Source organism: Enterobacter sp. MGH 16 (assembly GCF_000493175.1).
GTDB classification, from domain to species: domain Bacteria; phylum Pseudomonadota; class Gammaproteobacteria; order Enterobacterales; family Enterobacteriaceae; genus Enterobacter; species Enterobacter roggenkampii.
Genome location: NZ_KI535695.1, coordinates 4,277,516 through 4,294,660 on the forward strand (window position 1 = coordinate 4,277,516; position 17,145 = coordinate 4,294,660).

Consider the following 17,145-nt stretch of genomic DNA (forward strand, 5'->3'; position numbering starts at 1 on the left):
AAGCCTCGCTTCTCAGATGAAGTGCTTACGCAAACGTTGAGAGAGGAAATCCAGCAGGCTGACGGTGACGATGATGAGCACCATCAGGGCGCAGGTTTGCTGGAACTGGAAACCGCGAATCGCTTCCCACAGGGTGACGCCAATCCCGCCTGCGCCGACCATGCCGACGACGGTGGCGGAGCGGACGTTGGACTCAAAGCGGTACAGGGAGTAGGAGATCAGGAGCGGCATCACCTGCGGCAGGACACCGTAGAGGATCTCTTCGATTTTATTGGCGCCGGTGGCGCGAATGCCTTCCACCGGACCGGGCTCGATGGCTTCGACCGCCTCGGAAAGCAGCTTGGAGAGCACGCCGGTGGTGTGAATGAACAGCGCCATGACGCCCGCGAACGGACCGAGGCCGACGGCGACCACGAACAGCATCGCAAAGACCATTTCGTTGATCGCCCGACAGGCGTCCATCAGGCGGCGCATGGGCTGGTATATCCACCACGGCACGATGTTTTCAGCGCTCATCAGGCCAAACGGAATGGAGAGAATAACGGCCAGCGCGGTGCCCCAGACGGCGATTTGCAGGGTGACCGCCATTTCACTGAGGTAGTCCTGCCACTGGCTGAAGTCCGGCGGGAAGAAGTCGGCGGCGAAGGTCGCCATATTGCCCGCGTCTTTGAAGAGCAGCAGCGGATCCATTTCCGCGCCCTTCCAGGAGATAACCAGCACCGCCAGCAGGATGGCCCAGCTTATGAGCGAGAACCAGCTGCGCTTCGGCGGCGGGAGGGTGATGGTTTGCATGTGTTACTCCGCAGGTCTTTGTGTGCCGGATGGCGCTACGCTTATCCGGCCTACGATCCAAAATGTAGGCCCGGTAAGCGCAGCGCCACCGGGCGAAAAGCGTTACTGCACCGCTTTATTCACGCAGGTCATCGCGCCGAGCGCGGCGGTCAGGCGGTCGAGGTCTTCAAGCTGAGCCTGAATCGCGGCCACTTTGCTGGTCTTCTCCTCGTCCTTCAGGCCTTTGTTGTCCTTCACGCCCTGCATCTCTTTAAACAGCGCCAGCTGGCGAATCGGCACCAGCTGCAGGTCGCTTGACGGGCGGAACGGTGCCCAGCCCAGACGTTCCAGGACCGCTTTCTCTTCCGGCGTTTTGCCGTAGGTCATAAAGAAGTCGTACACCTTGTCCTTGGTGCTTTCGGACAGGTTTTTACGCCACACGATCGGGTCGCCGGGGATCAGCGGGGATTTCCAGATAACCTTCAGCTCTTTCAGCTTGTCCGGGGCGGACGTCTTCAGCTTGTCGAGGTTCTCGGTGTTGTTGGTGGCAACGTCCACCTGCTTGTTGGCCACGGCCAGAGCGTTGGTTTCATGGCTGGCGTTTACCGTGCGCTTAAAGTCGCTGGCGGAGGCGTTGTTTTTGGCGAAGACGTAGTAGCCAGGGACCAGGTAACCCGAGGTGGAGTTCGGATCGCCGTTGCCGAAGGTCAGCTCTTTGCGTTTGGCGAGCATGTCGTTGAGGTTGTTGATCGGGCTGTCTTTGTTGACGATCAGCACGCTCCAGTAGCCCGGGGAGCCATCTGCCGCGACGGTCTGGGCAAAGACCTGGCCGTTCGCGCGGTCCACCGCTTCCATGGCGGAGAGGTTGCCGTACCAGGCGATGTCCACTTTATTAAAGCGCATCCCCTGGATGATGCCCGCGTAGTCCGGGGCGAAGAAGGCGTTCACTTTGATCCCCAGCTTGGTTTCCATATCTTTCAGGAACGGTTCCCACTGAGGTTTCAGGTTTTGCTGTGATTCCGTCGAAATAATGCCGAAGTTCAGCGCTTTTTCCTGCTCTTCCGCATACGCCGGGCTTAACAGGGTGCTGAGGCTGAACATGCTGGTAAAGGCCAGCGCGGCAACGGCTTTGTAGCTCATGTACTTTCCTCGGATCGGGTTTATTTAAGCAGCCTGCGCGTTCTCTTCGACGCGGTTAATGCTGCGGTAGAGATGGTCAAAACGTTCGTTATCAAACTGATGGCTCGCGCCATCAAAGAACACGTGTCCCTGACGCAGGGCGACGATGCGTTCGCAGTAGCGCAGGGCGTAATCCACCTGATGCAGCGTGACCACCACGGTAATGCCGTCGTTCTGGTTAATGTCGCGCAGGGTCTCCATCACGATGCGGGCGGACTCCGGGTCCAGCGAGGCGATGGGTTCGTCAGCAAGAATGATTTGCGCTTTTTGCATCAGCGCGCGCGCAATCGCCACGCGCTGCTGCTGCCCGCCGGACAGGGTGGAAACGCGCTGGTGGGCGAAATGCGCCATGCCGACGCGGGTCAGCGCCTGTAAAGCTTCCTGCTTCTGGGAAGGGGTGAACCAGCGCAGACAGGTGCGCCAGAACGGGGTGCTGCCGAGCGCGCCAATCAGCACGTTCTCCAGCACCGTCAGGCGGTTTACTAGGTTGAACTGCTGGAAGATGTAGCCCGTCTGGGCGCGGCTCTTGCGGATATCGCTCGCCAGACGCCCGGCGCGCTGTACGGTATTACCCAGCAGCTCGACGTTGCTTTCCGGCGTTTTATCGCCGGTGATAAGCCCGCTCAAATGGCGCAGAAGGGTGGATTTACCCGAGCCAGAAGGCCCGAGAAGCGCCACCATGTCGCCCTGCCGGACGGTCAGATCAACGGCATGCAGAGCCTTGTTATGATTGAAGGTCTTGCTCAGTTTCTCGACGCGGATGACAGTTTGCATGTGCTGGGCCTCACGATAAATGTGGCCTCATGCTGGCGCATCAATGTGACATTTGGGTTAAGTGCAGGTTGCGGGAGTTTGAAGAGTTGAGCGGAGTTTGATGACAATCATCGTAGGCCCGGTCAGCGCAGCGCCACCGGTCGCTGTTGCCGGCTGCGCTGCGCGTGTCCTGCCTACGACGTTTGTTGCTTGACGACGTTAATCATCCACGGCACGCCGTATTTGTCGGTGACTTTACCGAAACCGTGCGCCCAGAAGGTCTCCTGCCACGCCATGTCGATATTCCCGCCATCGGCAAGGTTGTCGAACCAGCGCTTGCCTTCATTGACGTCCTGGGTGTCGAGAACCAGCGTAAAGCCCGCGTACTGCGCGTTGCTGCCGGGCGGCATCCCGTCGCTCATCATGATATCGCTGCCCGCAATGCGGACGTTGGAGTGGGCGATAGCCGAATCCGGAAACTGCATACCGGACGGACAGCCTTCTTCGCTGTTATCGCTTTTTGGCATTTCGCCGAAGGTAATTTTATAGAGAAGTTCTGCGCCGACGGCTTGCTGGTAAAAGGCGGTGGCCTCAGCGCAGTTGCCGGCGAAAGAGATGTAGGGACTTAACGGCATAATCTTTACCTCACGTAAGAAAAGCCCGTTAAGTTTAGTTCTTTTTTTGTAGGCCAGATAAGCGTAGCGCATCCGGCAAAATCGCCCGGTGGCGCTTCGCTTACCGGGCGTACAGGTGAAAAATCAGTTCTTTTTCACGAACTCAGATTTCAGTTTCATTGGACCGAAGCCGTCAATTTTGCAGTCGATATTATGATCGCCTTCAACCAGACGGATATTCTTCACTTTGGTGCCGATCTTCAGCATGGAAGAACTGCCTTTCACCTTCAGGTCCTTAACGACGGTAACGCTGTCACCGTCCGCCAGCAGGTTGCCGTTCGCATCTTTTACGATGAGCGCATCAGCATCCTGAGCCGGCTCGGCATCATTCCATTCATGAGCGCATTCCGGGCAGATGAACATGCCATTATCTTCATAGGTGTATTCAGAATTGCATTTTGGGCAGTGTGGGAGAGACATATCGGTATCCTCAAAAGTGTAAACGCGCTGGAAAGTGCCAGCTAAATGACGGCAGGGTGCCGAAAAAGGCGGCAAGTATAGCGCAAATCCACACCGTTGTCGGTGATATTGTGAATTAAAAAAGCCAAAAAGCGTATCGGGAGTGACACGTTCTGTCAGTCAGTTACGCGAAGCTTATGTCCATTAACACGGTGGGAAGAAATGACGATAAATATATCGAATATTTTATTGCAGCAAATTGCTACGCTCTGCCATTTCGGATAAGGTGAAGCGACACATTGTTATTTATCTCCGGACTTTGCTGCCATACATATCTTATGGCAGTGGTGCATTACCTCTCTTTTTAGGTGGGTAAATAATGGTGATATATCCTGAAGTTTCTTAAAAATGGGCTACGCTTTTTTCTTTTGGCTATCAGGCCTGGAGAAGAGTTCTACACGCCATGCAAGGATAGGGAATTATTCCTGATTATCTTCAATCAGTTATATTTCGGCGAACATGTTTTCCACACGTGATCATATAAGCCTGAACAACATAATTAAAACCAGTGGCTTAATAAAAGTAATAAATTTGCGTTAAGGAAAGGCTTTTATCATGCACACACAGACCATTTTTGAATTAAGCCAGGAAGCCGAGCGTTTGTTACAGCTTGCCCTGCAAAATCTTGATACGTTGAAATCAATGCCCACTGAGATGCTGGAGAGCACAGAGGCTGCTATTACTGGCGAAACAAACAACGTTTTACCTTTGCATTTTAGCGCGCGCGGTGTCGACGCCCAGCAGGCGATGCTGAATAATGAATTACGCAAAATAACCCGGCTGGAAATGGTCCTGGCCATTGTTGGCACCATGAAAGCGGGGAAATCGACCACCATTAATGCGATTGTGGGTACCGAAGTGTTGCCGAACCGCAATCGTCCAATGACGGCGCTTCCGACGTTGATTCGCCACACGCCGGGTCAGAAGGAACCGGTGCTGCATTTCTCTCATGCCTCCCCGATTGATGAATTGATCCAACTGCTTCAGAAACAGCTCTGTGATTACGACCGCGGGAAGCTGGCTCAGCGTCTGGAAATTGATAAAGACATGAATACGCTGCTGGAGCGCATTGAAAAAGGGGAAGCGTTTGAGAAGCATCACCTGGGCGCGCAGCCGATATTTCATTGTCTGAAAAGCCTCAACGATCTGGTGAGACTTTCCCAGGCGCTGGGTGTGGAGTTTCCGTTCTCTGAATATACGGCTATTGAACATATCCCGGTGATTGAAGTGGAGTTCGTGCATCTTGCGGGCCTGGATGCCCACCTCGGGCAGCTGACGCTGCTCGATACGCCCGGGCCGAACGAGGCCGGACAGCCGCATCTGCAAAAAATGCTCAGCGAGCAGTTGTCCCGCGCATCGGCGGTACTGGCCGTGATGGATTATACCCAGCTTAAATCCATTTCTGATGAAGAAGTCCGCCAGGCGATTTCCGCGGCGGGAAAATCGGTGCCGCTGTATGCGCTGGTCAATAAATTCGATCAGAAAGATCGCAATAGCGATGATGAAGAACAGATTCGGGCGATGATCTCCGGCACCTTAATGAAAGGCAATATTTCGCCTGGTCAGATTTACCCCGTGTCGTCCATGTGGGCGTATCTGGCGAACCGCGCGCGCTATGAGCTAAGTTCGCATGGACGACTGCCGGATCATCAGGAGCAACCCTGGGTGCAGGATTTTGCCGAAGCCGCACTCGGACGTCGCTGGCGTACGGCGGATCTGGACGATATCGACCATATCCGACATTCTGCCGATTTGCTCTGGGAAGATTCGCTCTTCGAGCAACCGATACGGAAACTGATTTACGCCGCCTATGCCAATGCCTCGCTCTACGCGCTGCGTTCAGCCTCGCATAAGCTTCTTAACTACGCGCAAAACGCCCGCGAGTATCTCGATTTCCGCTATCAGGGGCTGACGGTGGCCTTTGAGGCGCTGGAGCTGAATATCGCACGTCTGGAAGAGGACATGGCGCTTTTGCAGACGCGTCAGCGCGTGGTGAGCGATGAGGTGAAACACGAGGTTGAGGAAGCGCTGAACGCCACCGCGGACTTTATGGGCTCCCAAAAAACCGCGCTTCACCAGGCGATTGACCAGGTGTTCAGCACGCCCCCGATTCTTGATTCGGCAGGCACCGAACGGCAGCAACTTCGCGGTGAGAGGGTGAAGCAGCTGGTGCTGGACGATGAAAGGCAGGCGCAGATTGCGCTGAGTAAATTACGCGCTTCCTGCGAGCGGGTGATGCTGGATGCCCAGACGAAGATCGGCCGTGAGCTGGCGTTACGCTTCGATCAGCTGGAGTCCACGCTGGCGCGTTCTCTTAACGAAGCCATGCGTCCCATCGAAACGCGTATTAAAGAGCATCTGAGCCATGCGGGTTTTCGGGCGCGGATCAGCTTCCCGGCGTTTCAGGCAAGCCAGCTTAACTTCAATACGCGAGCGCTGTTTAACGATGCGATTGCGCAGGACGACAGCCAGGCCGCCCCGCCTTCCGGCGGGAGCAGCATGCGCGAAACGGTCTCTCGCTGGCTCAATAATCCTGGCTGGGGCTGGGACGAGTATGTGGAAACGCGCACGCGCTATGTTATCGACATTGCGCAGCTACATGACAAATTTAAGCAACATATTGATCAGTTTTGTGAACAAATACGTAAAGCTTTGTCCGCGCAGGTCGATGTCTCTGTTACGGCAGGAATGGCGACGTTCTTTGCAGAATTTTCGTTGTGCCTGACCGGGTTACAGGAAAGCTTGCGTGATAGCCTCGCAGTGCGTCAGCAAAATGAGCACTCAACCCGAGCGCTCTGCCAGTTGTTGAAGCAAAGCATCACTACTGCGACGTGGATACAGGAAGATACCCGACTGTTACGCGATGATATTCAAACTCTATTCGCGGCAGAGCAACCATGACAACACCACTACTGGACGGCCCCGGGCGAACGCTGGAGTGTATTAATCCAAAATTTATGGTCGATCTGGTGCAGGGGGGAGACGCGGCGCGTCATCCTCGCCTGGGACCACAGCAGCTGCAGTTTCGCGAGCGTTTGACGCAGGAAATCATGACGCATACCCGGCTACGCCCCTGGGCGATGGCGGGGATGCTCAATGAAAATGCGGCGCTGCGCCTGGGGCTGGCGGAAAAGCTGGCCGGGATGCTTGATCCGGGCCATCTCGCGCTGACGCTGATGGCAGAGAAGCTGATTGCGCTGCGTCAGCAGACTCACCCGCGCACCCTGCAGTCTCCCGGACTGACGCAGCAGTACGCCGATCTCGTGTCTCATTTTACCCAACGCGCAGCCTGGAAAGAAAAGGCGCTGACCCAGCGCGGGCTAACGGTGCAGGCGGGTGAGCACAGCGAGCAAATTTTTACCCGCTGGCGGGCCGGACATTATGATGGCTGGTCGCTGGCCGGGCGCTGTTTTATCGTTCTGGAAGAACTGCGCTGGGGAGCATTTGGCGACGCATGCCGCCTCGCGAAAGAAGATGTGGCGGCCATGCTTAAGGATAACCTGTGCAGCATGGCGGCTAACTATCTGGCGCAGGGCATTAATGCCTCACCCACGACCCGCCATTTTTATCACCAGTGGCTGACTGCGCCTGCTTCTCCCGGATCGATCGATCATAAAGACATGCTGGGCTGGCTGGGGGACTGGTGTCAGGCGGATAAGCATCCGGTGAGCTGGTCAGTGACGCAAAACTGGCAGACCGTCGCACTGGGGATGCCGAGGCTCTGTTCGGCAAAACGGCTGGTGGACGGGATGGTGGAAGAGATTTTTGGGTAAATCCCTTACCCCTCACCCTCTCCCCGCAGGGAAGAGGGGAGGGTTTGGTGCGGTGTGTTAATGGCGGAGTTCGACCGCTTTTCGTTCGATATTTTGCTCGGGGGCATTGGCGTAGCGTTTCGCATATAGCGCCGTGATGATCGGCACCAGTAGCGCAGTGACAATCACGCTGGCGGCAACCAGCGCCGTCGCTGAAGCGGCTACCGGTTCGAAGGCCGGGTTAATCTGGGCAATAATCACCGGGTTGGCGACGGCAGCGCCTGCGGCTGAAGAGGCGGCGACGCCCGCCGTGCCGTTTCCTCCCCCGATCACGCGGTCGGCAACAATCAGCGGAATACCGGTAATGACGATTACGGCGACACCCAGCACAATACCCAGCAGGCCGGTATCAAGGATAACCTTCAGGTTGATGGTGTTCCCCAGCGCAAAGCCGAAGAACGGGATCAGCACCGGCGTGGCTTTGCTGAAGAAATCACGCAGATCGTGATCGAGGTTGCCAAGGGCAAAGCCGATCAGGAAGGGCAGGATTGCGCCGACAAAGTGGTGGGGTTCAAAAGAGGCCAGGCCAGCAGACCCCAGGATCAGCATCGTCATTAGCGGGCCTGATTCGAGAGACATCAAGACAAATGCGCCGGACTCTTCTTTCGTCCCGTACTGGTTCATCAGGCTGGCGTACAATCCGCCGTTAGTCATATCCATCGCGGAGACAATCGCCAGCACCGATAACCCCGCGAAGAACCCGGTCTGAATTCCATTCTCCGGGATGAACATCGCGCATATCATTGCCACCGCCCAGGCTACCGCTATTTTGGTTATTACCAGCGTGCCGGATTTCCGTAATACGGTACCGGTCGCCCGCAAATTAATGGATGCACCGATACAAAAAAACCAGACGGCAAGAATTGGAACCGTGCCCGTTATCATGCCTTTTGTGAAACCACCAAAATAAGCCCCGGTATCAGGGGCAAGGGTATTCAGGATGGCGCCCAGCACCAGCGGAACCAGCATCATACCGCCGGGTATGCGTTCTATCGTGGCTTTAATCTTCATGGACAATCCTCACATCTGACCCCGCAGGACGGGCGTTCGGTGTTAAAAGTTAGTCAATAAATTCAATTGATTGGCATTTGTTTTTGAGTGGCGTTTCTCGATAATCCCGCCAGGAAAATAAATGTTTTCTCTCGATTAACTTCATTGGAAAACACATGGAATGCTGTATTCGAATTTATCATGCGATCATTGGAATATTGATTCAATCAAAATAAAACATCGTTTTAGTTATCTTTGTCACATATTCAATGTAAAACTATCGGCGGCTTCATGATGAAGAAAATTTATGTAAATTGAATGTGAGTAAACGTGGTTTGTTTTTTTGTTGCGAAAGAACTCATAACGTGCGTGAGAGAGCTCATGAGGCGGGGATGAGAAAGGGCTTATTTGCACTGATTGACAAATACTGGACTGAGTTGACCTGAAGCTTAAATATGTGTGAAGTTGATCACAAATATAAACGCTGGTAGGGTAAAAAGGTCATTAACTGCCCAGGCAGGCGTCAACAGGTTCGGTTGTATCGACGTAAAACGTCAATGTAAGTAAACCTGCTACGCTTGAATAAGGCGATTCGCATGGAGCGGATCCCATGGTTCACAGAACGCACGCTGGACTGTGAAACAGACAGGGCCGAGTCAACGAGGATAGCTATGCTGAGAAGGAAAAAGATTAAACCCATCACGCTTCGCGACGTCACCATTATTGATGACGCCAAACTGCGTAAAGCGATTACCGCAGCCTCGCTCGGTAATGCGATGGAATGGTTCGATTTTGGTGTCTACGGCTTTGTGGCCTATGCGTTAGGTAAAGTGTTTTTCCCCGGGGCCGATCCCAGCCTGCAGATGATTGCGGCACTGGGTACGTTCTCCGTTCCCTTCCTGATTCGCCCGCTGGGTGGTCTGTTCTTCGGTATGCTCGGTGATAAATATGGTCGTCAGAAGATCCTGGCTATCACCATCGTCATTATGTCGATCAGTACATTCTGTATCGGTCTTATACCGTCTTACGCCACTATCGGCATTTGGGCACCGATTCTGCTGCTGATCTGTAAGATGGCACAGGGCTTCTCCGTGGGCGGTGAATATACTGGCGCCTCGATCTTCGTTGCCGAGTATTCTCCTGACCGTAAGCGCGGGTTTATGGGAAGCTGGCTGGACTTCGGCTCCATTGCCGGTTTTGTCCTGGGCGCGGGTGTGGTGGTCCTGATTTCAACCGTAGTGGGGGAAGAGAACTTCCTCGACTGGGGCTGGCGTATACCATTCTTCCTGGCACTGCCGCTGGGGATCATTGGCCTCTACCTGCGTCATGCGCTTGAAGAGACGCCTGCGTTCCAGCAGCACGTTGATAAGCTGGAGCAGGGTGACCGCGAAGGGCTGCAGGACGGTCCGAAGGTATCGTTCAAAGAGATTGCCACTAAGCACTGGCGAAGCCTGCTGGTCTGTATCGGTCTGGTGATCTCCACCAACGTGACCTATTACATGCTGCTGACCTACATGCCGAGCTATCTGTCGCATAACCTGCACTACTCGGAAGATCACGGTGTGCTGATCATTATCGCCATCATGGTGGGTATGCTGTTTGTGCAGCCGATTATGGGCCTGTTGAGTGACCGCTTTGGTCGTCGACCGTTCATTATTCTGGGAAGCGTTGCGCTGTTTGCCCTCGCCATCCCGGCATTTATTCTGATCAACAGTAATGTACTGGGGCTGATTTTTGCCGGTCTGCTGATGCTGGCGGTGATCCTTAACTGCTTTATCGGGGTGATGGCCTCAACGCTGCCCGCGATGTTCCCGACCCATATTCGCTACAGCGCGCTGGCCGCGGCCTTTAACATCTCGGTGTTGATTGCCGGTCTGACCCCGACGCTTGCCGCCTCGCTGGTGGAGAGCACGCAGAACCTGATGATGCCTGCTTATTACCTGATGGTGATCGCGGTGATTGGTTTGATTACCGGTATTACTATGAAGGAGACGGCGAATCGCCCTCTGAAAGGCGCAACGCCTGCGGCATCGGATATCCAGGAAGCGAAAGAGATCCTCCGTGAGCACTACGATAATGTAGAGCAGAAGATTGAGGATATTGACGCCGAGATTGAAGAGCTGCAGAAAAAACGTTCTCGACTGGTGGATCAGCATCCACGCATCAATGAGTAACAAAAAACCCGCCGCTGGCGGGTTTTCTTTTATTAGCATCCTGCGGCGATGTAGTCGCCATTGGCGCTGATGGGGACCACCGTCAGGAACAGCACCGTCGCGAACAGGATCAGGACTATCCCTCCGGCTATTTTGACGGTCGGCACCAGCCATTTTAACGAGGCGCTTTCTCCGAACCAGGCCACCGTGCGTTCGCGGGCGTAACGTACAGCCAGTGAAAGCCCCATAATAGAAAGAGCGGTTCCCAGCGACATGGTCATGACTGCGGCCATCCCCCAGGTAACAATGCCCAGTGCGTTCGAAAACATCAGAATCATAATCGCCCCGCTGCACGGGCGTGCGCCAATCGCCAGTATCACGCCCAGACGGGTTTTCCAGTCGCCCTGCGTCAGTTCTGCACCTACGCCGTGATGACCGCAGCCACAGTGTTCGTCGTGCTGATGAAGCGGCTTAATGGCAGAGACAGACATCCTGCGCGGGCGCAGGCTCTTCAGCGCCTGGTAAATGACAAATGCGCCGAATGCGCCAATAAGCACTGCGCTGACCTTCTCCACAAACCAGCGGCTGGTACTGATATCCCCTGAGGCGAGGTTAAACCCTACCGCCAGGATAAAGACAAACAGAATGGCGCTGACGCCCTGCATCAGGCTGCCCAGGAAAGGGACGACCCGGGCGGCCAGCTCGCTTTCCTTATTGGTAGTCAGATAGGTCGTCACAATGAATTTTCCGTGCCCGGGGCCAATGGCGTGGAGTACGCCATAAAGGAAAGCCCCCGTTAACAGCCATAATCCGCCGCTGTACTGGTGGTTATTCAGCTGCAGCAGGTACATCACCAGATAGCGGTGCAGGGTAATTTGCGTGGCAAGACACCACTGGATAAAGGCGTTCCAGTGCGCATGCAGGGTAAAACCGGCAAAGAGAATTGCCAGCAGCATCAACCCAGCGGTAGGGAGACGCCAGTCACGGGTGAGGCGTTGTGTGGTCATGAAGCGGCCTGCACAGAGAAGAGTATTTGCCGCCAGTATAGTTGATCTTCCCGCTCAGTTCGTGGGATCACATTGGGATCCGTGCAGAATTGTGGATAACTTTGTGCATAAATGGGTATAAGGCGGGGGTTTGCTGGGGAATGCAGCAGTCAGTCATTTTTTTGCAACTTTTCGGTTGCGGTCGTTCGCGAACTCCCTATAATGCGCCTCCATCGACACGGCGGATGTGAATCACTTCACAAACAGCCCGGTCGGTTGAAGAGAAAAAATCCTGAAATAACGGGTTGACTCTGAAAGAGGAAAGCGTAATATACGCCACCTCGCAACGGTGAGCGAAAGCCGCGTTGCACTGCTCTTTAACAATTTATCAGACAATCTGTGTGGGCACTCAAAGTGACATGGATTCTTAACGTCCTCGGACGAAAAATGAATACCAAGTCTCTGAGTGAACATACGTAATTCATTACGAAGTTTAATTCACGAGCATCAAACTTAAATTGAAGAGTTTGATCATGGCTCAGATTGAACGCTGGCGGCAGGCCTAACACATGCAAGTCGAGCGGCAGCGGAAAGTAGCTTGCTACTTTGCCGGCGAGCGGCGGACGGGTGAGTAATGTCTGGGAAACTGCCTGATGGAGGGGGATAACTACTGGAAACGGTAGCTAATACCGCATAACGTCGCAAGACCAAAGAGGGGGACCTTCGGGCCTCTTGCCATCAGATGTGCCCAGATGGGATTAGCTAGTAGGTGGGGTAACGGCTCACCTAGGCGACGATCCCTAGCTGGTCTGAGAGGATGACCAGCCACACTGGAACTGAGACACGGTCCAGACTCCTACGGGAGGCAGCAGTGGGGAATATTGCACAATGGGCGCAAGCCTGATGCAGCCATGCCGCGTGTATGAAGAAGGCCTTCGGGTTGTAAAGTACTTTCAGCGGGGAGGAAGGCGCTGAGGTTAATAACCTCAGCGATTGACGTTACCCGCAGAAGAAGCACCGGCTAACTCCGTGCCAGCAGCCGCGGTAATACGGAGGGTGCAAGCGTTAATCGGAATTACTGGGCGTAAAGCGCACGCAGGCGGTCTGTCAAGTCGGATGTGAAATCCCCGGGCTCAACCTGGGAACTGCATTCGAAACTGGCAGGCTAGAGTCTTGTAGAGGGGGGTAGAATTCCAGGTGTAGCGGTGAAATGCGTAGAGATCTGGAGGAATACCGGTGGCGAAGGCGGCCCCCTGGACAAAGACTGACGCTCAGGTGCGAAAGCGTGGGGAGCAAACAGGATTAGATACCCTGGTAGTCCACGCCGTAAACGATGTCGACTTGGAGGTTGTGCCCTTGAGGCGTGGCTTCCGGAGCTAACGCGTTAAGTCGACCGCCTGGGGAGTACGGCCGCAAGGTTAAAACTCAAATGAATTGACGGGGGCCCGCACAAGCGGTGGAGCATGTGGTTTAATTCGATGCAACGCGAAGAACCTTACCTACTCTTGACATCCAGAGAACTTTCCAGAGATGGATTGGTGCCTTCGGGAACTCTGAGACAGGTGCTGCATGGCTGTCGTCAGCTCGTGTTGTGAAATGTTGGGTTAAGTCCCGCAACGAGCGCAACCCTTATCCTTTGTTGCCAGCGGTCCGGCCGGGAACTCAAAGGAGACTGCCAGTGATAAACTGGAGGAAGGTGGGGATGACGTCAAGTCATCATGGCCCTTACGAGTAGGGCTACACACGTGCTACAATGGCGCATACAAAGAGAAGCGACCTCGCGAGAGCAAGCGGACCTCATAAAGTGCGTCGTAGTCCGGATTGGAGTCTGCAACTCGACTCCATGAAGTCGGAATCGCTAGTAATCGTAGATCAGAATGCTACGGTGAATACGTTCCCGGGCCTTGTACACACCGCCCGTCACACCATGGGAGTGGGTTGCAAAAGAAGTAGGTAGCTTAACCTTCGGGAGGGCGCTTACCACTTTGTGATTCATGACTGGGGTGAAGTCGTAACAAGGTAACCGTAGGGGAACCTGCGGTTGGATCACCTCCTTACCTTAAAGAACCTGCCTTTGCAGTGCTCACACAGATTGTCTGATGAAAAGTAAATAGCAAGGCGTCTTGCGATTGAGACTTCAGTGTCCCCTTCGTCTAGAGGCCCAGGACACCGCCCTTTCACGGCGGTAACAGGGGTTCGAATCCCCTAGGGGACGCCACTTGCTGGTTCGTGAGTGAAAGTCACCTGCCGTCATATCTCAAAACTGACTTGCGAGTCACGTTTGAGATATTTGCTCTTTAAAAATCTGGATCAAGCTGAAAATTGAAACGACACATCTTAATGGTGTGTTCGAGTCTCTCAAATTTTCGCAATCATGAAGTGAAACATCTTCGGGTTGTGAGGTTAAGCGACTAAGCGTACACGGTGGATGCCCTGGCAGTCAGAGGCGATGAAGGACGTGCTAATCTGCGAAAAGCGCCGGCGAGGTGATATGAACCTTTGACCCGGCGATGTCCGAATGGGGAAACCCAGTGTGATTCGTCACACTATCGTTAACTGAATACATAGGTTAACGAGGCGAACCGGGGGAACTGAAACATCTAAGTACCCCGAGGAAAAGAAATCAACCGAGATTCCCCCAGTAGCGGCGAGCGAACGGGGAGCAGCCCAGAGTCTGAATCAGCTTGTGTGTTAGTGGAAGCGTCTGGAAAGTCGCACGGTACAGGGTGACAGTCCCGTACACGAAAATGCACAGGTTGTGAACTCGAAGAGTAGGGCGGGACACGTGGTATCCTGTCTGAATATGGGGGGACCATCCTCCAAGGCTAAATACTCCTGACTGACCGATAGTGAACCAGTACCGTGAGGGAAAGGCGAAAAGAACCCCGGCGAGGGGAGTGAAATAGAACCTGAAACCGTGTACGTACAAGCAGTGGGAGCACCTTCGTGGTGTGACTGCGTACCTTTTGTATAATGGGTCAGCGACTTATATTCTGTAGCAAGGTTAACCGTATAGGGGAGCCGAAGGGAAACCGAGTCTTAACTGGGCGTTAAGTTGCAGGGTATAGACCCGAAACCCGGTGATCTAGCCATGGGCAGGTTGAAGGTTGGGTAACACTAACTGGAGGACCGAACCGACTAATGTTGAAAAATTAGCGGATGACTTGTGGCTGGGGGTGAAAGGCCAATCAAACCGGGAGATAGCTGGTTCTCCCCGAAAGCTATTTAGGTAGCGCCTCGTGAACTCATCTTCGGGGGTAGAGCACTGTTTCGGCTAGGGGGCCATCCCGGCTTACCAACCCGATGCAAACTACGAATACCGAAGAATGTTATCACGGGAGACACACGGCGGGTGCTAACGTCCGTCGTGAAGAGGGAAACAACCCAGACCGCCAGCTAAGGTCCCAAAGTCATGGTTAAGTGGGAAACGATGTGGGAAGGCACAGACAGCCAGGATGTTGGCTTAGAAGCAGCCATCATTTAAAGAAAGCGTAATAGCTCACTGGTCGAGTCGGCCTGCGCGGAAGATGTAACGGGGCTAAACCATGCACCGAAGCTGCGGCAGCGACACTATGTGTTGTTGGGTAGGGGAGCGTTCTGTAAGCCGTTGAAGGTGGCCTGTGAGGGTTGCTGGAGGTATCAGAAGTGCGAATGCTGACATAAGTAACGATAAAGCGGGTGAAAAGCCCGCTCGCCGGAAGACCAAGGGTTCCTGTCCAACGTTAATCGGGGCAGGGTGAGTCGACCCCTAAGGCGAGGCCGAAAGGCGTAGTCGATGGGAAACAGGTTAATATTCCTGTACTTGGTGTTACTGCGAAGGGGGGACGGAGAAGGCTATGTTAGCCGGGCGACGGTTGTCCCGGTTTAAGCATGTAGGCGGAGGTTCCAGGTAAATCCGGTACCTTATTAACGCTGAGGTGTGATGACGAGGCACTACGGTGCTGAAGTAACAAATGCCCTGCTTCCAGGAAAAGCCTCTAAGCATCAGGTAACATCAAATCGTACCCCAAACCGACACAGGTGGTCAGGTAGAGAATACCAAGGCGCTTGAGAGAACTCGGGTGAAGGAACTAGGCAAAATGGTGCCGTAACTTCGGGAGAAGGCACGCTGATATGTAGGTGAAGCCCCTGCGGGTGGAGCTGAAATCAGTCGAAGATACCAGCTGGCTGCAACTGTTTATTAAAAACACAGCACTGTGCAAACACGAAAGTGGACGTATACGGTGTGACGCCTGCCCGGTGCCGGAAGGTTAATTGATGGGGTTAGCGGCAACGCGAAGCTCTTGATCGAAGCCCCGGTAAACGGCGGCCGTAACTATAACGGTCCTAAGGTAGCGAAATTCCTTGTCGGGTAAGTTCCGACCTGCACGAATGGCGTAATGATGGCCAGGCTGTCTCCACCCGAGACTCAGTGAAATTGAACTCGCTGTGAAGATGCAGTGTACCCGCGGCAAGACGGAAAGACCCCGTGAACCTTTACTATAGCTTGACACTGAACACTGGTCCTTGATGTGTAGGATAGGTGGGAGGCTTTGAAGTGTGGACGCCAGTCTGCATGGAGCCGTCCTTGAAATACCACCCTTTAATGGCTGGTGTTCTAACGTAGACCCGTGATCCGGGTTGCGGACAGTGTCTGGTGGGTAGTTTGACTGGGGCGGTCTCCTCCCAAAGAGTAACGGAGGAGCACGAAGGTTAGCTAATCCTGGTCGGACATCAGGAGGTTAGTGCAATGGCATAAGCTAGCTTGACTGCGAGAGTGACGGCTCGAGCAGGTGCGAAAGCAGGTCATAGTGATCCGGTGGTTCTGAATGGAAGGGCCATCGCTCAACGGATAAAAGGTACTCCGGGGATAACAGGCTGATACCGCCCAAGAGTTCATATCGACGGCGGTGTTTGGCACCTCGATGTCGGCTCATCACATCCTGGGGCTGAAGTAGGTCCCAAGGGTATGGCTGTTCGCCATTTAAAGTGGTACGCGAGCTGGGTTTAGAACGTCGTGAGACAGTTCGGTCCCTATCTGCCGTGGGCGCTGGAGAATTGAGGGGGGCTGCTCCTAGTACGAGAGGACCGGAGTGGACGCATCACTGGTGTTCGGGTTGTCATGCCAATGGCACTGCCCGGTAGCTAAATGCGGAAAAGATAAGTGCTGAAAGCATCTAAGCACGAAACTTGCCCCGAGATGAGTTCTCCCTGAGACTTTAAGTCTCCTGAAGGAACGTTGAAGACGACGACGTTGATAGGTCGGGTGTGTAAGCGCAGCGATGCGTTGAGCTAACCGATACTAATGAACCGTGAGGCTTAACCTTACAACGCCGAAGGTGTTTTGGCGACGAGACAGATTTTCAGCCTGATACAGATTAACAGAATT

Annotated in this window: 10 protein-coding genes, 1 tRNA gene and 2 rRNA genes; 6 read left to right on the plus strand and 7 right to left on the minus strand. The window is 54.1% G+C overall.

Going from position 1 to position 17,145, the window contains the following annotated elements:
- Window positions 1–12: 12 nt before the first annotated feature.
- From phnE to L362_RS02910, 5 genes are all read right to left on the minus strand, one after another.
- On the minus strand, window positions 13–792 hold the full coding sequence (gene phnE / locus L362_RS02930) for a phosphonate ABC transporter, permease protein PhnE (protein ID WP_021242916.1): 780 nt from the start codon (window positions 790–792) through the stop codon (window positions 13–15).
- A 102-nt stretch (window positions 793–894) separates the two neighbouring features.
- Entirely contained in the window at window positions 895–1,911 is a 1,017-nt protein-coding gene (gene phnD / locus L362_RS02925) for a phosphonate ABC transporter substrate-binding protein (protein ID WP_023345285.1), read from the minus strand.
- 24 nt (window positions 1,912–1,935) lie between these two features.
- Complete coding sequence (phnC, locus tag L362_RS02920; protein ID WP_023345286.1) at window positions 1,936–2,724, minus strand: phosphonate ABC transporter ATP-binding protein; 789 nt, start codon at window positions 2,722–2,724, stop codon at window positions 1,936–1,938.
- A gap of 173 nt (window positions 2,725–2,897) precedes the next feature.
- Window positions 2,898–3,338, minus strand: coding sequence for a VOC family metalloprotein YjdN (yjdN, locus tag L362_RS02915; protein ID WP_023345287.1), 441 nt, complete (start codon window positions 3,336–3,338; stop codon window positions 2,898–2,900).
- Window positions 3,339–3,461: 123 nt separating this feature from the next.
- Window positions 3,462–3,797: a zinc ribbon domain-containing protein YjdM gene (locus L362_RS02910; RefSeq protein WP_008500067.1), complete on the minus strand. Its 336-nt coding sequence runs from the start codon at window positions 3,795–3,797 to the stop codon at window positions 3,462–3,464.
- Window positions 3,798–4,391: 594 nt separating this feature from the next.
- Here L362_RS02910 and crfC point away from each other — a divergent pair.
- Window positions 4,392–6,737, plus strand: a complete 2,346-nt coding sequence (gene crfC / locus L362_RS02905; protein ID WP_023345288.1) for a clamp-binding protein CrfC — start codon at window positions 4,392–4,394, stop codon at window positions 6,735–6,737.
- Complete coding sequence (locus L362_RS02900) at window positions 6,734–7,609, plus strand: diguanylate cyclase regulator RdcB family protein (RefSeq protein ID WP_023345289.1); 876 nt, start codon at window positions 6,734–6,736, stop codon at window positions 7,607–7,609. The genes crfC and L362_RS02900 overlap by 4 nt, the downstream gene beginning before the upstream one ends.
- A 57-nt stretch (window positions 7,610–7,666) precedes the next feature.
- On the opposite strand, the gene kdgT is transcribed toward L362_RS02900, so the two are convergent.
- Entirely contained in the window at window positions 7,667–8,659 is a 993-nt protein-coding gene (gene kdgT / locus L362_RS02895; RefSeq protein ID WP_008500071.1) for a 2-keto-3-deoxygluconate transporter, read from the minus strand.
- A gap of 650 nt (window positions 8,660–9,309) precedes the next feature.
- Between kdgT and proP the strand changes: the two genes are divergently transcribed.
- A complete protein-coding gene (proP, locus tag L362_RS02890) occupies window positions 9,310–10,812 on the plus strand; it encodes a glycine betaine/L-proline transporter ProP (RefSeq protein ID WP_008500072.1) in 1,503 nt (500 codons plus the stop codon).
- 32 nt (window positions 10,813–10,844) lie between these two features.
- Here proP and L362_RS02885 read toward each other — a convergent pair whose 3' ends face one another.
- Window positions 10,845–11,798, minus strand: coding sequence for a nickel/cobalt transporter (locus L362_RS02885; protein ID WP_023345290.1), 954 nt, complete (start codon window positions 11,796–11,798; stop codon window positions 10,845–10,847).
- A 494-nt stretch (window positions 11,799–12,292) separates the two neighbouring features.
- Here L362_RS02885 and L362_RS02880 point away from each other — a divergent pair.
- The 3 genes from L362_RS02880 (at window position 12,293) to L362_RS02870 (ending at window position 17,083) form a co-directional block, all read left to right on the plus strand.
- Window positions 12,293–13,834 (plus strand): 16S ribosomal RNA (locus L362_RS02880).
- Between the two features lie 85 nt (window positions 13,835–13,919).
- A tRNA-Glu gene (locus L362_RS02875) sits at window positions 13,920–13,995 on the plus strand.
- Between the two features lie 183 nt (window positions 13,996–14,178).
- Window positions 14,179–17,083 (plus strand): 23S ribosomal RNA (locus L362_RS02870).
- The 16S and 23S rRNA genes sit together here with 1 tRNA gene alongside, the layout of an rRNA operon.
- Window positions 17,084–17,145 lie beyond the last annotated feature (62 nt).

Excerpts from the sequence above, each read along its gene's own strand:
- yjdN (WP_023345287.1), bottom strand. The coding sequence starts at position 3,338 with ATGCCGTTAAGTCCCTACATCTCTTTCGCCGGCAACTGCGCTGAGGCC.
- phnC (WP_023345286.1), bottom strand. The coding sequence starts at position 2,724 with ATGCAAACTGTCATCCGCGTCGAGAAACTGAGCAAGACCTTCAATCAT.
- phnE (WP_021242916.1), bottom strand. The coding sequence starts at position 792 with ATGCAAACCATCACCCTCCCGCCGCCGAAGCGCAGCTGGTTCTCGCTC.
- kdgT (WP_008500071.1), bottom strand. The coding sequence starts at position 8,659 with ATGAAGATTAAAGCCACGATAGAACGCATACCCGGCGGTATGATGCTG.
- crfC (WP_023345288.1), top strand. The coding sequence starts at position 4,392 with ATGCACACACAGACCATTTTTGAATTAAGCCAGGAAGCCGAGCGTTTG.
- L362_RS02910 (WP_008500067.1), bottom strand. The coding sequence starts at position 3,797 with ATGTCTCTCCCACACTGCCCAAAATGCAATTCTGAATACACCTATGAA.
- proP (WP_008500072.1), top strand. The coding sequence starts at position 9,310 with ATGCTGAGAAGGAAAAAGATTAAACCCATCACGCTTCGCGACGTCACC.
- L362_RS02885 (WP_023345290.1), bottom strand. The coding sequence starts at position 11,798 with ATGACCACACAACGCCTCACCCGTGACTGGCGTCTCCCTACCGCTGGG.
- phnD (WP_023345285.1), bottom strand. The coding sequence starts at position 1,911 with ATGAGCTACAAAGCCGTTGCCGCGCTGGCCTTTACCAGCATGTTCAGC.
- L362_RS02900 (WP_023345289.1), top strand. The coding sequence starts at position 6,734 with ATGACAACACCACTACTGGACGGCCCCGGGCGAACGCTGGAGTGTATT.